The 19915-nt window shown below is 53.6% G+C and carries 18 protein-coding genes; 14 read left to right on the top strand and 4 right to left on the bottom strand.

The window, feature by feature from the left end:
* The first annotated feature begins 93 nt into the window (after positions 1-93).
* The 5 genes from EST62_RS06000 (at position 94) to EST62_RS05980 (ending at position 8222) form a co-directional block, all read left to right on the top strand.
* On the top strand, positions 94-381 hold the full coding sequence (locus EST62_RS06000) for a hypothetical protein (RefSeq protein WP_129051202.1): 288 nt from the start codon (positions 94-96) through the stop codon (positions 379-381).
* A 192-nt stretch (positions 382-573) separates the two neighbouring features.
* Positions 574-1902, top strand: a complete 1329-nt coding sequence (locus tag EST62_RS05995) for a Clp protease N-terminal domain-containing protein (RefSeq protein WP_129051201.1) — start codon at positions 574-576, stop codon at positions 1900-1902.
* A 709-nt stretch (positions 1903-2611) separates the two neighbouring features.
* Complete coding sequence (mnmG, locus tag EST62_RS05990; RefSeq protein WP_129051200.1) at positions 2612-4477, top strand: tRNA uridine-5-carboxymethylaminomethyl(34) synthesis enzyme MnmG; 1866 nt, start codon at positions 2612-2614, stop codon at positions 4475-4477.
* 45 nt (positions 4478-4522) lie between these two features.
* Positions 4523-6919 carry a DNA polymerase domain-containing protein gene (locus EST62_RS05985; RefSeq protein WP_167599208.1) on the top strand — a complete coding sequence of 799 codons (2397 nt, stop codon included), beginning with the start codon at positions 4523-4525 and terminating at the stop codon, positions 6917-6919.
* Between the two features lie 79 nt (positions 6920-6998).
* Positions 6999-8222 carry an FprA family A-type flavoprotein gene (locus EST62_RS05980; protein WP_129051198.1) on the top strand — a complete coding sequence of 408 codons (1224 nt, stop codon included), beginning with the start codon at positions 6999-7001 and terminating at the stop codon, positions 8220-8222.
* Between the two features lie 66 nt (positions 8223-8288).
* On the opposite strand, the gene EST62_RS05975 is transcribed toward EST62_RS05980, so the two are convergent.
* The 4 genes from EST62_RS05975 to dnaA all read right to left on the bottom strand — a co-directional run bounded on the left by EST62_RS05975 (position 8289) and on the right by dnaA (position 12590).
* Positions 8289-8543, bottom strand: a complete 255-nt coding sequence (locus EST62_RS05975; protein ID WP_245153493.1) for a DUF721 domain-containing protein — start codon at positions 8541-8543, stop codon at positions 8289-8291.
* 35 nt (positions 8544-8578) lie between these two features.
* The gene (locus EST62_RS05970; RefSeq protein ID WP_129051196.1) at positions 8579-9691 is read right to left on the bottom strand and encodes a DNA replication/repair protein RecF; all 1113 of its coding nucleotides are present in this window, start codon (positions 9689-9691) and stop codon (positions 8579-8581) included.
* Positions 9692-9702: 11 nt separating this feature from the next.
* The gene (gene dnaN / locus EST62_RS05965) at positions 9703-10827 is read right to left on the bottom strand and encodes a DNA polymerase III subunit beta (protein WP_129051195.1); all 1125 of its coding nucleotides are present in this window, start codon (positions 10825-10827) and stop codon (positions 9703-9705) included.
* 281 nt (positions 10828-11108) lie between these two features.
* Positions 11109-12590: a chromosomal replication initiator protein DnaA gene (dnaA, locus tag EST62_RS05960; protein ID WP_129051194.1), complete on the bottom strand. Its 1482-nt coding sequence runs from the start codon at positions 12588-12590 to the stop codon at positions 11109-11111.
* A 406-nt stretch (positions 12591-12996) separates the two neighbouring features.
* On the opposite strand from dnaA, the gene rpmH reads away from it, so the two are divergent.
* From rpmH to EST62_RS05915, 9 genes are all read left to right on the top strand, one after another.
* Entirely contained in the window at positions 12997-13158 is a 162-nt protein-coding gene (gene rpmH / locus EST62_RS05955; RefSeq protein ID WP_129051193.1) for a 50S ribosomal protein L34, read from the top strand.
* Positions 13159-13209: 51 nt separating this feature from the next.
* The gene (locus EST62_RS05950; RefSeq protein ID WP_129051312.1) at positions 13210-13671 is read left to right on the top strand and encodes a ribonuclease P protein component; all 462 of its coding nucleotides are present in this window, start codon (positions 13210-13212) and stop codon (positions 13669-13671) included.
* A 58-nt stretch (positions 13672-13729) separates the two neighbouring features.
* On the top strand, positions 13730-13981 hold the full coding sequence (gene yidD / locus EST62_RS05945) for a membrane protein insertion efficiency factor YidD (protein ID WP_129051311.1): 252 nt from the start codon (positions 13730-13732) through the stop codon (positions 13979-13981).
* Positions 13981-15753: a membrane protein insertase YidC gene (gene yidC, locus EST62_RS05940; RefSeq protein ID WP_129051192.1), complete on the top strand. Its 1773-nt coding sequence runs from the start codon at positions 13981-13983 to the stop codon at positions 15751-15753. The genes yidD and yidC overlap by 1 nt, the downstream gene beginning before the upstream one ends.
* 6 nt (positions 15754-15759) lie before the next feature.
* The gene (locus EST62_RS05935) at positions 15760-16356 is read left to right on the top strand and encodes a phosphatase PAP2 family protein (RefSeq protein WP_129051191.1); all 597 of its coding nucleotides are present in this window, start codon (positions 15760-15762) and stop codon (positions 16354-16356) included.
* Positions 16353-17273: an ROK family protein gene (locus EST62_RS05930; protein ID WP_129051190.1), complete on the top strand. Its 921-nt coding sequence runs from the start codon at positions 16353-16355 to the stop codon at positions 17271-17273. The genes EST62_RS05935 and EST62_RS05930 overlap by 4 nt, the downstream gene beginning before the upstream one ends.
* A gap of 18 nt (positions 17274-17291) precedes the next feature.
* Entirely contained in the window at positions 17292-18731 is a 1440-nt protein-coding gene (rlmD, locus tag EST62_RS05925; RefSeq protein ID WP_129051189.1) for a 23S rRNA (uracil(1939)-C(5))-methyltransferase RlmD, read from the top strand.
* Positions 18732-18840: 109 nt separating this feature from the next.
* Positions 18841-19062 (top strand): hypothetical protein, encoded by a 222-nt coding sequence (locus EST62_RS05920; RefSeq protein ID WP_209019411.1) that lies wholly within the window; start codon positions 18841-18843, stop codon positions 19060-19062.
* Positions 19052-19480, top strand: coding sequence for a PIN domain-containing protein (locus EST62_RS05915; protein WP_129051188.1), 429 nt, complete (start codon positions 19052-19054; stop codon positions 19478-19480). The genes EST62_RS05920 and EST62_RS05915 overlap by 11 nt, the downstream gene beginning before the upstream one ends.
* The last annotated feature ends 435 nt before the right edge of the window (positions 19481-19915 follow it).

Here is a 19915-nt window from a genome sequence, read left to right as displayed (position 1 = left end):
TGACGGAAAGATTGTTAAATTCCCGAAAGCCTGAGCTGTAGCGGCTCCGGGCGACGCTCATCTTTTCATTTCACCAGAACAATACGCAGCGATATGGAGCAGCAAGCAACGGGACAGAGAATTCTCGATCCCATCGAACGCGCCAAACTTGGCGTGAAAGTTTTTAATCTGCCCTACAGCCAGGCCGAAGTGCTGATCGACGAGTACGTGAGTGGCAAGAATTACGACCCGGCGAGCGTCGATTTTTTCAAGGATCAGGTGGCCACCCAGATCCATATCCGCGAAAAAGGCGCGGAGCTTCTGGTTACAGGTGGAGAGATCGTCAAACTCATCACTCGCTCCTTTATGCAGAACCTGCCGAAGAATTTCGATCGCGGTTGATCGAAAAAATGCTTTTCGTGACTGGATGACGCATTGGAGTCTGAACGTGGCGTCCGTCACTTTTTTCGGATTCCATGGTGTGACGTTTTTGCTTTTTTGGTGGTTGTTATGATGACAAGGCAAGGCGGCAAAAGCTCTTGAGCTGGCCGCCCCGATGAAGAACGTAACGAAAACAGCAAGAAACGATCCACTATGCATTTCGATCCGAACAAATTCACCGTCAAGGCCCAGGAGGCCCTCCAGGCGGCCTCGATGATGGCCAGCAGCAAGCAGAACCAGCAGATCGAACCAGAGCACCTGTTGAGCGTCATGCTTGGCGATCATGACAACATTGCCTGCCAGATCGCGCGGAAACTCGAAGCACCCATCGATACGCTGCTTAACGTCGTAGATCGGGAGATCGACCGTATTCCCAAAGTGACCGGCGCATCAGCGACCGGCCAGTACATCTCAAGCGATCTTGGCAAGGTGTTCGACACGGCACTCAAGGAGGCCGAGCAACTCAAGGACGAGTACATCAGCTCCGAGCACCTGTTCATCGCCCTCGGCGAGGCGGGCGTCAAGGTCTCGAAGCTCCTGAAGGACGCGGGCATCGACCGCAATGCCATCCTCAAGGTGCTGACCTCGTTCCGCGGCTCACAGCGCGTGACCAGCCAGACCGCTGAAGATCAGTATAACTCCCTCAAGAAATACTCCCGCAATCTGAACGACTTGGTGCGCAAGGGCAAGCTCGATCCGGTGATTGGCCGGGACGACGAAATCCGCCGGGTGCTCCAGATTCTCTCCCGCCGCACCAAGAACAACCCGGTGCTCATCGGTGAACCCGGCGTTGGCAAGACGGCCATCGTCGAAGGCATCGCCCAGCGCATCGTGGGGGGCGACGTGCCGGAGAACCTCAAGTCGAAGCAAATCGCCGCCCTTGACCTCGCGTCACTGGTGGCAGGCACAAAGTTCCGGGGCGAGTTCGAGGAGCGGCTGAAAGCTCTCGTCAAAGAGGTGCAAACCTCCGACGGCGAGGTGATTCTCTTCATCGACGAACTGCACCTGCTGGTCGGAGCTGGCTCCGCCGAAGGCTCGATGGATGCGGCCAACATTCTCAAGCCCGCGCTGGCCAGAGGCGAGCTGCGCTGCATCGGCGCGACCACGCTCGACGAGTACCGCAAGCACATCGAAAAGGATGCGGCGCTCGAACGGCGCTTCCAGACGGTGGTGGTCGATCAACCGAGCGTCGAGGACACCGTCTCGATTTTGCGCGGCCTGAAAGAGAAGTACGAAATCCACCACGGCGTGCGCATCAAGGACGCTGCGCTGGTAGCTGCCGCGGAGCTGTCGAACCGCTACATCGCCGACCGCTTTTTGCCCGACAAGGCGATCGACCTGATTGACGAGGCCTCCTCGCGGCTCAGGCTTGAAATCGACAGCGAGCCGGAGGAGCTCGACCGAATCAACCGCGAACTTCGCCGCCTCGAAATCGAGCGTGAAGCCTTGAAGCGCGAACTCGAAGCGAGCGGCAGCGTCTGAATTCCGCTGCACGGCGCAAGCATCCCCACGAGGCGACTGAACGAGCTTTCAGTCGCCTTCGCTTTGAGGACATCATCAATCACATAACTGAAAAATCGCCCGCCGCCGAGAGCCTTACCATTGACCACTTGCGACCACACTCATGCAGTGGATTGGAGTTATGGCTCCAACAACAATAAGTTGCAAAAGTCACCGCAGAAAGAAATTGAGCTAACACCCTGACTTATTAAGCATTACTCATAAACCTCGTCCCGAAAGCTTTCGGGACGAGGTAATTGTTAAGCGAGTTAATGGACGGAGTAATAATATTCGACTCCATTGCGGTGAATCACTTTTGATACCTGTTTTTTCCAAGCCTTACGTCGTCAGATTCTGTGATGGCAATCATCTTGCGCTTACGCTAATCTCATTCCGTTGCGTTGACCTCTTTAACCTTTTTTTACTATTATGAGGTTTTTGCCAACCGGAAAAGCCATAACAAGTCGGACGGCTAATCGATAATCGCTGAAATAGCAGAAGGCAAACCGTTTTTCTTTAATCCGATTCCATGAAATCTTTAGGATTACCGGATCAGGGCTATCCGGAAAAATGCCCGTATCTCATTTTTTAATATAAAGATAACGCATCAAAACAGTATCCTGATCGGTTGTATTTCAATAGCTCTTCAATCACTCTCTTTCAATGTTTCACGTGAAACAACCTCTTCTTCATGTATGATGTCATAGTTGTCGGCGCTGGACATGCCGGCTGCGAAGCGGCGCTTTCCGTTGCGCGAAGTGGCCTGCATTGCCTGCTCATCACCTCCGATCTTTCGGCTATCGCGCGAATGTCGTGCAATCCGGCGATTGGCGGCGTCGCGAAAGGGCAAATGGCCCGCGAGATCGATGCGCTTGGCGGCGAAATGGCTAAAGCTATCGATGCCACAGGCATTCAGTTCCGCCTGCTGAATCGCAGCAAAGGGGCGGCTATGCACTCGCCACGCGCACAGGCTGACAAGACGCTCTACAGCCTCTACATGAGAAGGGTTGTGGAGCATGAACCAAACATCGACCTTTTGCAGGATACGGTTATCGGCGTGTCCGCATCCGGTGGAAAATTCAGTTCTGTCACGGTTCGATCCGGCCGGGCCATCACGGCCAAAACGGCTATTCTTGCGTGCGGCACCTTTCTGAACGGCCTGATTCATATCGGCATGAACCACTTCCCCGGTGGCCGCAGCACCGCCGAACCGCCCGTTGACGGGTTGACCGAATCTCTGGCGAAACTCGGTTTTTCTTTCGGCAGACTCAAGACCGGTACGCCGCCTCGAATCGATTCAAGAAGCGTTGATTACAACATTGTCACCGAACAACCCGGTGACGACAACCCTGTAGCATTTTCATTTTCATCAACAAGCGTTGCCGACCGAAACCTCGTCTGCTGCTATCTGACCAAGACCACGGAAAAGACTCACGGCATTCTTCGAACCGGCTTTGATCGCTCGCCGCTCTTTACCGGCAAGGTGCGGGGGATTGGGCCGCGATACTGCCCATCAGTCGAAGACAAAATTTTCCGGTTTCCGGACAAAACGAGCCACCATATTTTTCTTGAACCTGAAGGGGTTGATACCATCGAAATGTATGTCAACGGCTTTTCGACCTCATTGCCTGAAGATGTTCAGCTCGCAGGACTACGCTCTATTCCTGGCCTCGAAGAGGCAAAGATGATCCGGCCCGGCTATGCCATCGAGTACGATTTTTTCCATCCCTGGCAGATCAGATCGACAATGGAGACACGGCCCGTTGAAAACCTTTTTTTTGCAGGTCAGATCAACGGCACATCTGGTTATGAAGAGGCTGCCGCGCAAGGCCTTATGGCAGGAATCAATGCCGTTCGCAAGATTCTTGAAAAAGATGCCGTCGTCCTCGGACGCGACCAGGCATACATCGGCGTACTTGTCGATGATTTGATAACGAAGGAGACCAGAGAGCCTTATCGCATGTTCACCTCATCGGCGGAGCATCGCCTGATCCTGCGGCACGAGAACGCCGATCTTCGTCTTCGCGAAATTGGATACAACTGCTCCCTCGTATCCGCTACCGATCTCACGCTGGCTGAAAATATTATCGACCGTGTTCGCCGCTGTCTCGAACTGACGAAGACAATCAAAGTAACACCGACCGAGATCAATAGCCTTCTTTCTGATAAAGGGTTACAGGAACTCAAATCACCCGCAAGCGCGTTGAGTTTGATAAAGCGGCCTGGAATTACACTTCAGGATATACTGGATCACTCTTTTTCTCTTCGCTCTTCCGCAGAAGAGCTTTGCCATGATCCAAGAGTTATAGAGCAGGTGCAGATCGAGATCAAGTATGAGGGCTACATCAAGCGCGAGCAGCTTGTCGCCGATCGGATAGCTCGACTCGACTTCTTGCATATTCCAGAAAATTTCAATTATGATTCACTGAATTCTCTTTCGAACGAAGGGAGAGAAAAGCTCGTGAAGCACCGTCCTGCAACCATTGGGCAGGCGTCGAGAATTCTCGGCGTCTCGCCATCCGACGTCTCGATACTCATAATAAGGCTTGGCCGGTGACACTGTTTCACGTGAAACATTTTTTCAATCTTGCTTTCTGGCACCATGAACAACATTGTCGATTTTTCCCGCGGAAATAATTTGCTTTTCGGGAAAGACCCCGAGGAAAACATTGTTGGTGCGTATCAGCTCAATGATTCACAGATACGCCTGTTCATCCGATCTTCTGACGGCGTTACCCGGCGAGACGAACCATTCTACCCATTTTTTTTTCTTTCCGACAGCGAACTGCTTGACGGCTTCACTCCCTTCGACAAGGAGAAATTCTGGCTGATTCCGCTCGAAGGCGCAAACTATTACCAGCATCTCGCCATCTTCAGAAGCTGGAAAAATTATCGCGCGGCGCTCGATTTTGTTAATTCGGGCAACGCTGACTCCTCTTCGGGTGGCGATTCGCAGAACAGTTCCAGCTTTAACAGTCATTTGACCTACAGCAGGGGTGATGCCATCACACAGTACCTCATGCAAACCGGCAAAACCCTTTTCAAAGGAATGCTGTTCGACGACCTGTATCGCCTCCAGCTCGACATCGAAACCTACTTCCGCCCAGGCAAAAACGATGGCAACCGAAAGGGAATTGGCGAGGATCCGGTCATCATCGTCTCTCTCAGCGACAACCGTTCGTGGGAGCACGTCATTCACTCAAAAAGCAGAAGCGAAAAGGCGTTGCTGGAAGAGCTGGTTGCCATCATTGCACAGAAAGACCCTGACGTTATCGAAGGACACAATATTTTCGGCTTTGACCTTCCCTATCTGCAACGTCGTTGCGAACTGAACGGCGTTCGCTTTGCCATCGGGCGCGATGGCCAGATGCCTCGCTCTTATCCATCAACCATCCGTTTCGCTGAACGGTCGGCGGATTTCCAGTTTTTTGACATTCCCGGACGGCACGTTATCGACACGTATTTTCTCGTCCAGAACTACGACACCTCCAAACGTATTCTCCCAAGTTACGGACTGAAGGCGGTCGCAAAATTTTTCGGCTTTGCCTCTCCGAACAGGACCTACGTCAGCTACAAGGATATCGCCTCGACTTGGGACAACAATCCCGAAACGTTACTCGCCTACGCGCTCGACGATGTGCGTGAAACCCGTGAATTAGCCACCCTGCTTTCCGGCACCAATTTCAGCATGACCAGCATGGTGCCCTACACCTATGCCAACACGTCAAGACTCGGACCTGCCGCCAAGATCGAAGCAATTATGATTCGTGAATATCTCAAAAAGAAAGTCTCCATTCCCCGTCCATCCATCGGTCAGCAGCACTCCGGTGGATTTACCGAAGTTTTCATCAAAGGCATTCTCGGTCCGATTGTCTATGCCGACGTTGAATCGCTCTATCCTTCGATCATGCTTTCGTACGGAGTCTGTCCGAAAACCGACACCCTGAAAGCATTTCCTACTATTCTCAAGGATATCAAAGACTTGCGCTTTTCAGCCAAGAAACGAGCACAAGAGGAGAGTGAGGCCGGTAATCGATCAGTTGCCTACAACTTCGACGCCATGCAATCATCGTTCAAGATCATCATCAACGCCATGTATGGTTATCTTGGCTTCAGCAGTGGTATTTTCAATGATTTTGAAGAAGCTGACCGCGTCACCTCCAAAGGACAAGAGATAGCCAAATCAATGATAAGAGAGTTCGAGTCTCGCGGAGCACAAGTTATCGAAGTCGATACCGACGGTATTTTTCTGGTTCCTCCGACCAACGTCATCTCCGAAGAAGATGAACGCAAGCTGGTCGAGGAGGTTTCATCGACCATGCCTTCTGGCATCAGAATCTCTTTCGACGGCCGTTTCAGAAAGATGATCTCCTACATGAAAAAGAACTACGTGTTGCTCGACTATCATGACAAGCTGAAGCTGAAAGGGTCAGCCTTCGTGAGCCGAAGCGGGGAAAAGTTCGGACGTGATTTCATTCGGGAAGGATTCATTCTCCTGCTCAGGGATGACATTCAGGCTCTTCACGATCTGTACGTCCGCTATCGCGACGACCTCATGAACCATCGACTCAATATCACCGAGTTTTCCAGAACCGAATCTATGAAAACTCCGCTCGATCAGTATGCGGCTGATGTGCGTTCCGGAAAGCGTTCCAAATCAATAACTTACGAAATCGCACTCAGGCAGGGAATGGAAGTTTCAAAAGGCGACCGCATGACCTATTACATCGCCGGAACCGGTAATCCTTCGACGTTCGTTGACAAAGGGCGTCTTGCTGATGATTGGAACAAGGAACAACCTGATGAAAACACCGGTTTCTATTTGAAACGCCTCGATGAATTCACACAGAAGTTCCTGCCATTTTTCAAACCACAGGATTTCAGCACGATCTTTTCCGCTGACACCCTGTTCGCCTTTTCGCCTGACGGTATCGAAGTAGTTCGCGAAATTCGTATTCTTGATACGCAGGATATTTATCGGGATGCAACGCCGTTTTAATTCTCCTAATTTTTTAAACTTTTCATACGATCTTGCGATTATATATCATGATTTTATCAAACAAAATACTTAACATTTTATGATTGACGACAAAATACTCCCGATTACCGACGATGTTTCCTGGATTGGCGTACTCGATCCGGGCCTTATCACTTTCGATATCGTCATGGAAACCAAATACGGCACCACTTACAACTCTTACTTCATCAATGCCGAAAAAAAAACAGTAGTCGAAACCACCAAGCTGAAGTTCTGGCCAACTTACCTCGAGAAAATCAAGAAGGTGGTCAATCCCGAGGAGATCGAATACATTATCGTCGATCACACCGAACCAGACCACTCCGGCAACGTGCATAACCTACTCTCTGTTGCGCCCAACGCCACCGTGGTCGGTAGCGGTAACGCCATCAAATTTCTGCGCGACCAGACCGGTCACGACTTCAAGCACATTGTCGTCAAGAACGGCGACAAGCTCGACCTCGGCAACAAGACGATCCACTTTATCGGCGCGCCCAACCTGCACTGGCCCGACACGATCTACTCGTGGCTCGAAGAAGATCGCGTACTCTTCACCTGCGACTCTTTCGGCTCCCACTACTGCAACGAAGCGATGTATGACGACCTTTGCGGTGATTTCGACGACGCTTTCAAATACTACTTTGACGCAATTCTGAGACCCTTCAGCAAGTACATGCTTCAGGCGATTGAAAAGATTCGTCCGCTTGACATTCACACAATTTGTCCCGGTCACGGCCCGATTCTCCGTTCGGACTGGAAAAAGTACGTCGATCGTTCCCAGCGTTTTTCACAAGCGGCCATCGCGATGCCAAACGAAAAGAGCATTCTCATCGCCTACGTCTCCGCGTACGAAAACACCTCGGTGCTCGCCCAGAAGATTGCCGAAGGTTTGCGGTCGGCATGTGACTTCAACGTCGATGTTTGTGATATCGAGAATATGTCATCCGAAAAGCTCGAAGAGAAGATCGCTCACTCGATGGGCATCATCATCGGTTCTCCGACCATCAACCAGAACATCGTCCAGCAGATTTACAACATCTTTGCTGTGCTCAATCCTTTGCGCGATCGTGGCAAACTGACCGCAGCTTTTGGTTCATATGGCTGGAGCGGTGAAGGTGTGAAGATCATCGAAAGCAATCTGGCCAATCTCAAGCTCAAGGTGTTCGACAAGAACCTGATGGTGAAGTTCCAACCTCACGAGCCTGAATTCGAGCAGTGCAGAGTGTTTGGAAAATCATTCGCGGAAAAGATGATCGAGATGTACAACCTCACCTGCAATATCTGATTAAGTTATTTATTTATAGTAACTTATAATAAACAGGAAACGCTGTGGAAAAGCAGCGTTTCCTGTTTATCTGAAAATGATCGTTCTGATCATCTGGTAACCGATAGCCTTGTTCAGTCGCGCCACAATATCCCGTTTCCGAAAATTGAGTTCCATCCTCCACGATGGATTCCGTACCCTGACATACAACTCACCCTCTTTGATCTTCTCAACCGACGTTACCCTCGATATAGCTTCTCCGACAACGCTCTCCCACATCTGAAGCGTTCTGTACTCTTCGTATGCCTCGGTCATGCCAATTTTCCGACACACATCAGACATGAGTGAACCAAGCGCTCTTGGTGATTTTTTTTTCGTCATTTTTCTTTTCCTGACGTAATCCTGTAATCATCGATTGAAAATGCCGTCATTGCCTCTCCTTCTCTTTTTTCCGTCGATGTGATAATGACCTGTCCCTTCGACGAGAGCGTTTCAAGCATGATGGCCGATACCTTCGAATCCAGTTCGCTGAACAGGTCGTCGAGCAACGCGACCGGCATCTCGTCTGAATGTTCGTGCAGATAGGCGTGCATGGTCATTTTCATCGCCACCAGGAACGCGCGTTGCTGTCCCTGCGAGGCGTATTTTCGTATCTCCCTGCCATTGAGGTATAATTGCAGATCATCCCTGTGCGGGCCTGCCAGGGTCTGTCTTCTCAGCAACTCCTGCCGCTTCAGGGCGCGATACCGTTGGCTGAAACAGGTAAGCATCTCTGCTTTCGAGAGGTGCGTTTCACCGTGCTGAAGCGTTGAGTGATAGGTAATTGCGTTTTTTGCCCCATCCGGATGCCATCGATACACCTCATCGAGCATTACGCTGAAACTGTTGATAAATCGCTCTCTTGCCGCGACGATCTCTACGGCGTGCGTAACGAGCTGATCGGTGAGCACCTCCAGCGATGTTTCGACGGCCGCCGGGTCGCCGTATGAAGCCAACAGGGCATTACGCTGTTGCAGTACTCTGCGATACTGCAACAGATCGGAAAGATACTTCCTGTCGTACTGGCAGATAGCCGTATCGATGAACCGGCGTCGTTCAACCGGCCCACCGGTGATGATGACCAGCTCCCTCGGCGTGAAGGTTACGCACGGAATGAGGCCAATATGCTTTGAAAAGGTCGGTAACTCCTGGTCGTTGACCAGAATCCGCTTCTGCCTCTCTGGCTCGTATGCCACGACGACCCTGGTTTCGCCGCCACGGTCACTCTCAAAGGAGGAGCGTATGGTGAACAGCTCCTCCCCGAACCTGAGGCAATCCCTGTCGCTGTTACCACTGAACCCTCTGGTCAGTGCGCAATAGTGGATCGCCTCGAGTATCGTTGTCTTACCTGAGCCGTTACTACCGTGAATGTTGGTAATGCGTTGTCCCGGCTCGAACTCCAGGTGGCGGTGGTTCCTGAAATGCTCGACGGTGATGTTCTTCAGCCGCAACTCACTTCCAGTCAGTTATTGATTCTGACCGGCATGACCAGAATCATGAGGTCATCCGTCTTTTCCGCGCTTTTCGGTTTGAAAAGCACGGCGGTTTTCGGCGAATTCATCTCGATCAGCACCTCGTCGGTGTCGATATGCGAAAGCGCCGCCTCGACAAATTTCGTGTTAAAGCCGATGGTGATCTCCTCTCCGTTAAAGGTACACCCAAACTCTTCCTGCGCGGACTCTCCCTCGCTGGCGTTCTCGGCCATCACCCTGATCTGCGAATCCTGGGCGCTGAGCTTCAGGTCGCCGATGCTCGAAAACCTTCCGACCCTCTTGACCGAATCGTGCAATTGCCCACGATCGGTGACGAGCTGTTTGTCGTTCTCGACCGGTATGACCGCCTCGTAGTTGGGATAGGGTTCAACGATGAGCGCCGACTCCAGCTCCATGGTATCGGTTTTGAATTTGACGTTCCGGCGTTCCGAGTCGATGGTCATCTTCACCTCTTCGCCGGTCACCATTCTCTGAATGATGGAGAGGACTCGTGCAGGCACGACGATCTTCTGCTTTTCGGTAACTGCTACCACGGCTTTTTTGCGGCAACGGACAAGCCGATGGCCGTCGGTCGATACGGCGGTGATGTGCTCTTCATCGAACTCGAACAAAACCCCCATCATCGCCGGGCGCATGCCATCAACGCTGCACGCAAAGAGCGTCTTGTGGATCATGTCCTGCAACTCGTTGGGCTGAAGCTCAATGGAGAGGTCGAAATTCCGCTCCTGGTTCTCCGGTTTTGAGGTGAAGGTACACGGAATGCGGTACCGCCCCTTGTCGGTAGCGATGTGAATGGTACCGAGTTCGCCGATCGACTGCCGCTCAATATCGAAGGTGACGTCGGTTTCATACATACTGCGCAGAAAATCCTGCAATGTCCTGGCCCGGATAGCAATGTTCCCTTTGTCAGTCGAAGCCACGTCGCACTTCGTGGTGATCGACAGCTCACCATCAGTAGCGTACATCGTAAGCATCCCGTTTTCAAGGGTCATGTTGATATTGTCGAAACGTGCATCCAGTGACTTGGCCGGTACGGCAAGAATGACCCGGTTGGCAGCCTCCTGGAGTCGCTTGATGGTCGTATTGAATTTCATCTTCTTACAATCTTTATTCTTTTATATAAAGGAGTTGTTGTTGTTGTTGATCGTGTGGAAATCTGGACTGCTTGCCGCCCCTTGATTCTATCTTTTTATAAATGAACAGTTTACCGGGATGCTTGAGACGTTTTTTTGTGTGGATGAACTGTGCATTTCTTACCGGGGGCCATGTTGGTGGTTTGTTGGGGCATTTTCATGAATTCCGCTCAGTGTTGATAAGTGCGTACTCATCAAGAATCCGTCAACAGGAATTTAACAGGTTATACACAGTTTACCGGTTACATCGACATGATTTCGATTCTTTTCCTGAGTTCCTCGATTTTCTTGCGCTCATCGTTTGACGCGACGACCTTTTTTTCGATGGTGTTCAGGGCGTGGATGACCGTTGAGTGGTCGCGTCCACCGAAGTGCAGACCGATGGTTTTCAGTGATGAGCCGGTCATCTCTTTGGACAGATACATGGCGATTTGCCGTCCGACGGCAATCTCCTTTTTTTTCGATTTGCCCTTGAGGTCGTTCGGGGTGATCGAAAAATAGCCACAGACCGCTTTTTCAATCGTTTCGAGAGTGAGTTGCTTGGTATTGTACCGGATGATATCCTTGAGGGTCGATTTGGTGAAGGCCAGGTCGATCTCCTGGTTGTCGAGCGAGTGGGCGGCCAGCAGCTTGACGATGCACCCTTCGAGCTCGCGAACGTTGTTGGTGACGTTGGTCGCGATGAATTCGATCACTACCGGATCGAGCGACACGCCACTCTGCTTGAGCTTGCTCTGGATGATCGCCTTGCGGGTTTCGTACTCCGGAGCCTGGATGTCGGTCGAGAGTCCCCAGTTGAAGCGCGAAATGAGCCGATCTTCGATCCCCTTGATCTCCTTGATTGGCCGGTCAGCCGAGAGGATGATCTGCTTGTTGGACTGATGCAGGGTGTTGAAAATGTGGAAGATTTCCTCCTGGGTCTTCTCTTTGCCGGCGAAAAACTGGATGTCGTCGATAATCAGCACGTCGATGTTCCGGTAGAACGACGAAAACTCCTGGATGTTGCCGTTCTGGATTGCGTTGACGAAATCGATGGCGAACTTTTCGCTCGACACGTAGAGTACGGCGTCGGAGATGCGGTTTTCAAGTACCGAGTTGCCGATGGCCTGCATCATGTGAGTCTTGCCCAGCCCCACGCCACCGTAGATGACCAGCGGGTTGAAGGCGTTCTGGCCGGGATTCTGGGCGATCGATTTTGATGCGGCGAACGCCAGCGAGTTGCAATCGCCCCGGATGAGGGTCGAAAAGGTGTATTTCGGGTTGAGGTTACACTCGAACCTGGCGCGTCCGTTTTCGAATCGTTCACGTCTGGTCGGAGCTTTCTCTCCGAAATCCTCTGCGCGCCCCTTTCTTTCCGCCGGAGCGGCGTCGGTCTGGTGGGGTAGTTCGATGGTCACTGGCTGGCCCTGTGATTTGTCCATCACGATGGAGTACATCAGCTTCGCTTCCGGACCGATTACCTGGCGGAGCGCCTGCTTGACGTGCACCGAGTAGTTCTCTTCGATCCACTCGTAGAAAAACTGACTCGGCACCTCGATGGTCAGTTCGCTTCCGGAAAACGAGAGTGGCTTGATCGGCAGGAACCAGGTTTTGAAGGCCAGGCTGTTGATGTTCTCCTCGATCAGCCCGAGACACGCGCTCCATACCTTTTCCGCGAATGGCTTGCCATGCGTCGGGGTTATTTTCAGTTGCTCTGGAGCTTCTTGCTGGATCGTATCGGGCATGGGAGTGGAGCGGGAAAGGCGCTGTTTTGGTGATTCATCAACATTTTCTGTTTACAAGGTACTGTTTTCGGTGGACAAAAAACAATCACGCTACCGATTTTGGCAACAGATCGAGTGTGGTTCGCAAACGGATTTCTCAACATCGTATCCTGTTGTTTTGTATTTACTTATTGGTTTTGTGCGGAAAAGTTGTCCACATATGTTGATGGCTTGGTATGGCGCTGTTTATTGGGTTCTGGTGGGCGGAAATATTTTTATCCACAAGTTATCCACAGTGTGGAAATCTGTTTGGGTCGAGGGTGTTGACAAGTGTTTGAATGTCGAGTTTTCTTGTTTATCAGTGAGTAAAATGATACATTGAACGTCCTGTATTTTTAATCAATCATTTGAGAGGAGTTTTGAGGAGATGAAAAGGACTTTTCAGCCGAGCAACAGGAAAAGGCGCAACAAGCATGGCTTCAGGCAGAGAATGGCTACCAAGAACGGTCGCAGGGTTATTAACTCCCGCCGCGCCAAGGGTCGTCACTCCCTGAGCGTCAGCAGCTCGATGAGCTCGTCGAAACGGTAACGTACAGGCCGGAAGGGAGCCATGCTTCGACTTCCGGACTGTTCAGCGTGCATGAACGGCATGCTTTCGGAAAAACGCTCAAATGCCCTGCCAAAGGCCGAAATAGTCCGGGGAAAAAGCGCCATTTCCCGTCTGTTCAACCAGGGCGGCCGCTTAAAGGGAGGTTCGCTCCTGCTGATCTACTCTTTTACGCAACCGGTCGATCAGGCCCCCGGAATGCCGGTCAGGGTGCTGTTTACCGTTGGCAAGAAGCTTGCCCCAAGAGCCGTTGATCGCAACCGGATCAAGCGCCTGATGCGCGAGGCTTACCGGCTCGAAAAAAATATTTTGACCAGAGCGCTTGCTTCTGAAGCCGGGAAAGTTGATTATCAGGTGATGCTGGCGTTTTTATACCGGGGCCGGGCCGATGCCATTCCGGCGCTGGAGAGGTTCCGGGCTGAAATACGGCACATGCTGAAAAATCTTCTATCGAACAGGCTGCCGCAGGCGCGGGAGGGCGACAGGGTTGAATAATACGGGCAATCAACGGAATAACGGGACGGAAAACAACGGCAGTACCCCTGGTCAACTGCTGAACTTCGTGCCGATTCTCCTGATAAAGTTTTACCAGTCGTTCATTTCTCCGATGCTTGGCCCCTCCTGCAAGTACCATCCCACCTGTTCCCACTATGCCATTGAGGCGTTCCGGCAGCACAATTTTTTCTACGCCTCCTGGCTGACCGTCTGGAGGGTGCTTCGTTGCAATCCGTTTTCAAAAGGCGGTTACGATCCGGTGCCGCCAAAATCAGTGAAATCCGCAGGTAATTCAAAAGATTCGAAGTAATGGACAGAAATTCGGTGATAGGGTTTGCCCTGATTGCTGCGATCATGATCGTATGGCTCCAGTTCATGAAGCCCGAGCAGAAGCTGGGGCTTGAAAAGGCGACGGCTCCACGCGAGGCGGTTCAGAAAGCACCCACGGATTCATTGCCTGCTCCGTCACCGGCAATGGCGGCGACGGCAAAGGCGGACAGCTTCGGTTCGTTCGCACAGGCCTCGGTCGGCACGGAAAAAACCATCACCGTCAACAACGATCTGTTCACGGCGAAGCTCTCCTCCAAAGGCGCCACGCTCAAGTCGCTCGTGCTCAAAAAGCACTTCGATGTGAACGGCAAGCCCTTCAATCTGGTCTCCTCCGGCGATAAAGGCGCGCTCTCCATGCTCTTTTTGAGCAGTGACGGCAAGCGCATCGACACGCGCGATCTCTATTTCAGAAGTCTCGACGCCAAAACCTCCGAAACGGTAACCGGCAAAGAGAAGCTCTCGGTCAGCTATGTACTCGATGTCGATGCCGCGCGCAGCATCACGGTGACCTACACCTTCAGCGGCGACAGCTATGTGGTCGATTACGACCTCAAGCTCAATGGTTTCGGTTCGACCATTGCTGGCAATGCGTACCAGCTCAATTGGGACGGGGGCCTGGTGTACTCCGAAAAGGATAAGGTGGACGAGTCGGCCAACGCGCTTGCCGGCGCTTATCTCGGCGGCGGTCTGCTCAAGCTCGATGCCAGCGACGCCAAGAAATCCTATCAGGAAGAGGAGTCGGGAAAGGCTGAATGGATTGCTGTCAGGAACAAGTATTTCGTCTCGGCAATCATACCGCAGAGGAGCACCGAAGGGGTCTATCTGCAAGGCTCGAAAAAGGCTGGCGGCGAATTCGAGAACTACGTCGCGGCCCTGAAAATGGCGGTTCCGGTGGGCCAGAACGTCGTTGATGACCGCTACCGCCTCTATGTTGGGCCGCTCTCCTACAACACCGTGCGCTCGCTGGGCGTCGGGCTCGAAAAGATCATGGACTTCGGCTGGGACTGGCTTACCCGCCCGTTCGCTGAATATCTCATTTTGCCGATCTTCAACTGGATGAACAAGTATGTGACCAACTACGGTCTCATCATCATCATCTTCGCCTTCCTCATCAAGATGGTGACCTATCCGCTTTCGCTGGCCTCGACCAAGTCGATGAAAAAGATGGCCGCCCTGCAGCCGATGATGCAGGAGCTTCAGGAGAAGTACAAGGACAACCCCGCCAAGATGCAGAGCGAACTCGGACGCATCTACAAGGAGGCGGGCGTCAATCCGCTCGGCGGGTGCCTGCCGACCTTGATCCAGATGCCGCTGCTTTTCGCGATGTTCTACGTGTTCCGCTCCTCGATCCAGCTTCGCCAGCACGGCTTCCTCTGGGCGAAGGATCTCTCTGTGCCCGATTCGATCTTCGACTTCGGCTTCTCGATTCCGCTCTACGGCGACCATATCGCCCTCATGCCGATCCTGATGGCCGTGACCGTGTTTTTCCAGCAGAAGATCACGCCGACCGCGCAGCCCAACGAGCAGATGAAGATCATGCTCTGGATGTTCCCGATCATGATGCTGCTCTTCTTCAACAACATGCCGGCGGGCCTGGGGCTGTACTACCTGATGTTCAACGTCTTCAGCATTGCCCAGCAGGCCTACATGAACGCCACCATCACCGACGAGGACAAGGCCGCTGCGGCCAAGCAGGTTGCCGCCGCCACCAAACCGGCGCAGGGCTCGAAAAAGGGAGGCAAGAAAAAGTAACCCAAGATGGGCGGTCTCGAACAGGCGGATGCGTGGCTTTTCCAGCTCCTGAACCACGGCCTGGTCCGTCCGGAGCTGGACGACCTGATGCTGATGCTGACCAGCCCGAAGCTCTCGTTTCACCTTTTCGTGCTCTTCGGACTCTTCATTTTCGTCAGAAAGGGGAAGGACGCTCTCTACGTCGTTCCCCTGATCCTTCTCGCCATCGGCCTCGCTGACTACACCGCTTCCGGTATTTTCAAACCACTGTTCCAGCGCGTGCGCCCCTGCTTCGCTCTCGACGGGGTGCGGTTGCTGGTTGATCAGACGCGCTCGTGGTCGTTCGCCTCTTCGCACGCCGCCAACTCGACCGTCATCGCGAGCCTCGTCTGGCTCTTCTTCTGGAAGGGCGAAACGGTTGACAAGGCGTTCGCCGTGGTCGTGATTTTCTACGCCGCCATGGTTGCCTTTTCGCGGATTTACATCGGCGTGCACTACCCCGGCGACGTGCTTGGCGGTATCGTGATCGGCCTCGCCTGCGCGGCGGTGATCTATACGGCGTTCGCCTGGTTTGTCAAAAACTTCATCCACCAGCGGGCGATGCGGACAGGAGGCGCGGAATGAATCGCTGGGGAATCGATCTCGGCGGCACCAAGATCGAGGGGGTGATTCTCGACGAAGAATCGCGCCCCGTCTTGCGCCACCGAATCCCCACGGAGCAGGAGCAAGGCTACGGCCACATCCTGATGCAGATCAAAAGTCTCGTCGAGACGATGGCTGAAAAGTCGGGCCTCGATCTGCCGGAGCAAATCGGCATCGGTACGCCCGGACGCGCTGATGGCAGCGACGGGGTTATCAGCAACTCGAACACCGTCTGCCTGAACGGAATGCCGCTCTTGCGCGATTTGCGCGAGGCGCTCCGGCTGGAGGTACTGATCGAGAACGACGCCAACTGCTTCGCGCTCGCCGAGTCGATGCTTGGCGCGGGGCGCGACGAGATGGCCCGGCCCGGCGCGACGGCCTTCGGCATCATCCTCGGCACCGGCGTTGGCGGCGGCATCGTGCGCGACGGGCGGGTGGTACGCGGCGCGCACGGCATCGCCGGAGAGTGGGGCCACAATCCGGTGCCGGGTGAAAACGCGAAATGCTATTGCGGGTGGCGCGGCTGCGTCGAGACGGTCATCTCCGGCCCGGCGCTCGAACGTCACTACGCGGCTCTCAGTGGTCGCAAAGCCTCACTGAAGCAGATCGCCGCATCGACGGGCCGCGACGACTTCGCGCGGCAGACCATCGAGCGGCTCGTCGAAAAATTCGGCGTAGCGCTGGCCGCGGTCATCAACATTCTCGACCCCGACCTCGTCATCATAGGCGGCGGCGTGGGCAACATCCGCCAGCTCTACACCCCGGAGGCGCGCGAGGCCATCGCCAAAAACGTCTTCAACCACTCGTTCGACATTCCGCTTCTGCCGCCGCTGCTTGGCGACAGCGCGGGGGTCTTCGGCGCTGCGTTGCTTGTCGGCCCGCCATTGCATTCACGATAATCTTTTCATCGAACTCCATTGGAACAACAGGAAATCCGCTACAGAAAAGGCGACATCATCGAACTCAACATCATCGACCACGCCGAGCGCGACAAGTGCTTCGGCAAAACAACCGAGGGGATGGGCGTGATGGTCTCCGGCATTCTCGCACCCGGCGACCGCGTCTCGGCGCAGGTTTACAAGGTCAAGTCGCGCTACCTCGAAGCGAAGGCTATCGAGGTGCTCGAAGCGTCGCCGGATCGCGTCGAGCCGGTCTGCCCGGTCTTCGGCTCCTGCGGCGGGTGCAAGTGGATGCACGTCAGCTACGAGGCGCAGCTTCGCTACAAGCACAAAAAGGTGACCGACTCGCTCGCGCACATCGGCGGCTTCGAGAACCCCGAGGTGCTGCCGGTGCTGGCCGCGCCCGACGCGCTGCACTACCGCAACAAGGTGGAGTTCTCCTGCTCCAACATGCGCTACCTGCTCCAGAGCGAGATCGACAGCGACCAGCTCGCCAAACCCAAAACCTTCGCCCTCGGCTTTCACGCGCCGGGCAACTTCGAGAAGGTGCTCGACCTCGACACCTGCTACCTCGCCAAAGAGTGCATGAACCGGGTGCTGAACGCTGTACGCGACTTCGCCCTCGAACGCGGCCTCGCGCCTTACGCCGCCAAAGCGCACGAAGGGTACCTGCGCAACCTCATGCTCCGCTACAGCGAGCGCTACGATCAGCTCATGGTCAACATCGTCACCTCGTGGTATGACGCGGCGCTTATGCAAGCGCTGAAGGAGCAGCTCGAAGTGGCCATGCCGGAGCAGCAGATGACCCTGCTCAACAACGTTACCACGCGCAAAAACACGGTCGCGGTCGGTGAGCAAGAGTACGTCATCAGCGGCGAAGGATTTGTGACCGAACGGCTCGGCGACCTCGACTTCCGGATTTCCGCCAACTCCTTCTTCCAGACCAACACCCGCCAGGCCGAAACGCTCTACGACCAGATCATCGCCGTCGGCGGCATCACGCCGGAGGACACGGTCTATGACCTCTACTGCGGCACCGGCACCATCACGCTCTACCTCGCCCGCCACTGCAAGCAGGCCATCGGCATCGAGGTGGTCGAAAGCGCCGTCAAGGACGCCGAGATGAACGCCGAACTCAATGGCCTCGCAAACACAGTTTTCTTTCAGGCCGACCTCAAAAACTTCCACGCCATGCAGGAGGCGCTCGAACCCTACGCCAAACCCCGCATCATCGTCACCGACCCCCCACGCGCCGGAATGCACCCCAAAGCGCTCGACACCATGCTCAAGCTTCAGCCCGACCGCATCGTTTACGTCAGTTGCAACCCCGACAACCTCGCCCGCGACGGCAAAGAGATCGCCGCCCGAGGCTATCGCATGAGCTCCGCCCAGCCGGTGGACATGTTCCCGCAGACCAACCACATCGAGACGGTAGCCTGTTTCGAGCGGGTGGGATAGGATTTTACTCCATCGGCATCGGGGAGTATCTCATGAACTATTTTGATGATTCTTTGGTATATTGTACGCGAAAGCCGTGTACACCAAGAAGATTAATTAGGAGTCAAAAATGTTGAAAAACATTACCCTCAGCGCCGATGAAGAGCTGATTCGCAAGGCGCGGGAGAAGGCGCAACGTGAGCATACCACCCTGAACGAAACTTTCAGGGGCTGGCTCCGGCAATATGTGAAGGCGGAAGCGCGGGCAAGGGAGTTCGATGCACTGATGCACTCTCTTAACTACGTCAGGCCGGGAAGAAAGTTCAGCCGGGAGGAGATGAATGAGCGGTAACTATTTTCTTGACACCAACATTATTGTTTACTCTCTGGATCAAGCGAATCCCTCAAAGAAGGAGGTTGCGACCGGCCTCATCAGGAGTGCCTTGCAGGGTGGCAAAGGGGGCATCAGCGCGCAGGTCGTTCAGGAGTTCATCAACGTAGCGACCAAAAAGTTCGAGGTTCCCTTTTCAGTCGCTGATTGCCGGAAATATCTCGATTCGGTGCTTGCAGGACTGTGTCGGGTCAACACAACGATTGATCTCTGCCGGGTAGCGCTCGACGTAAAGGAGCGTTGGGGTTACAGTTACTACGATTCACTGATTGTCGCTGCCGCGCTTCAGGCAGATTGCGATACTCTCTATTCAGAAGACCTTCACAACGAGCACAACATTATGGGCTTGAGAATCGTTAACCCGTTCGTTGGGCGGTGAGTGTTTTACCAGTCTGAGTTTTTGAGCCACTCTTGCTCTTCTTTTGCCTTTGCTCTCAATTCATCTTTTTCCTCATCGCTCAATGCTTGAAGTCCGGGTGCGTTTCTGGCATCGAGACGTTTGACGAGTATGGCTGCAAGACCTAAACGGGATGATGGCTCTTCAGGGGCATATGGTCTTTGATTAATAATGCCACGAGCGATGTAGGGGGATTCGGAAGCCAGATTGGCGAGGAATGAGTGCAGTTGTTTTTTAAAGTCCGCAAGCTCTTTCGGGTTTTGTGGATCGTATCGTTTTTCGCAATGTAACGGTAGCGTTTTGGTGGCAAGGCAGGATTGAAGGCGCTTTATGTCAACAGAGATGTCGCTTTTTTTTGAAAAAAATTGTTCACTTTTCGTCCGGGTTCAGAACCACCTCCCGGTTCATTTCCCATGC

Origin of the sequence: Chlorobaculum sp. 24CR, from assembly GCF_004118635.1 — a bacterium.
Classification (GTDB): Bacteria; Bacteroidota; Chlorobiia; order Chlorobiales; family Chlorobiaceae; genus Chlorobaculum.
The sequence above is the reverse complement of the archived record's forward strand: the minus strand, read 5'-3'. Positions and strand labels throughout refer to the sequence as shown.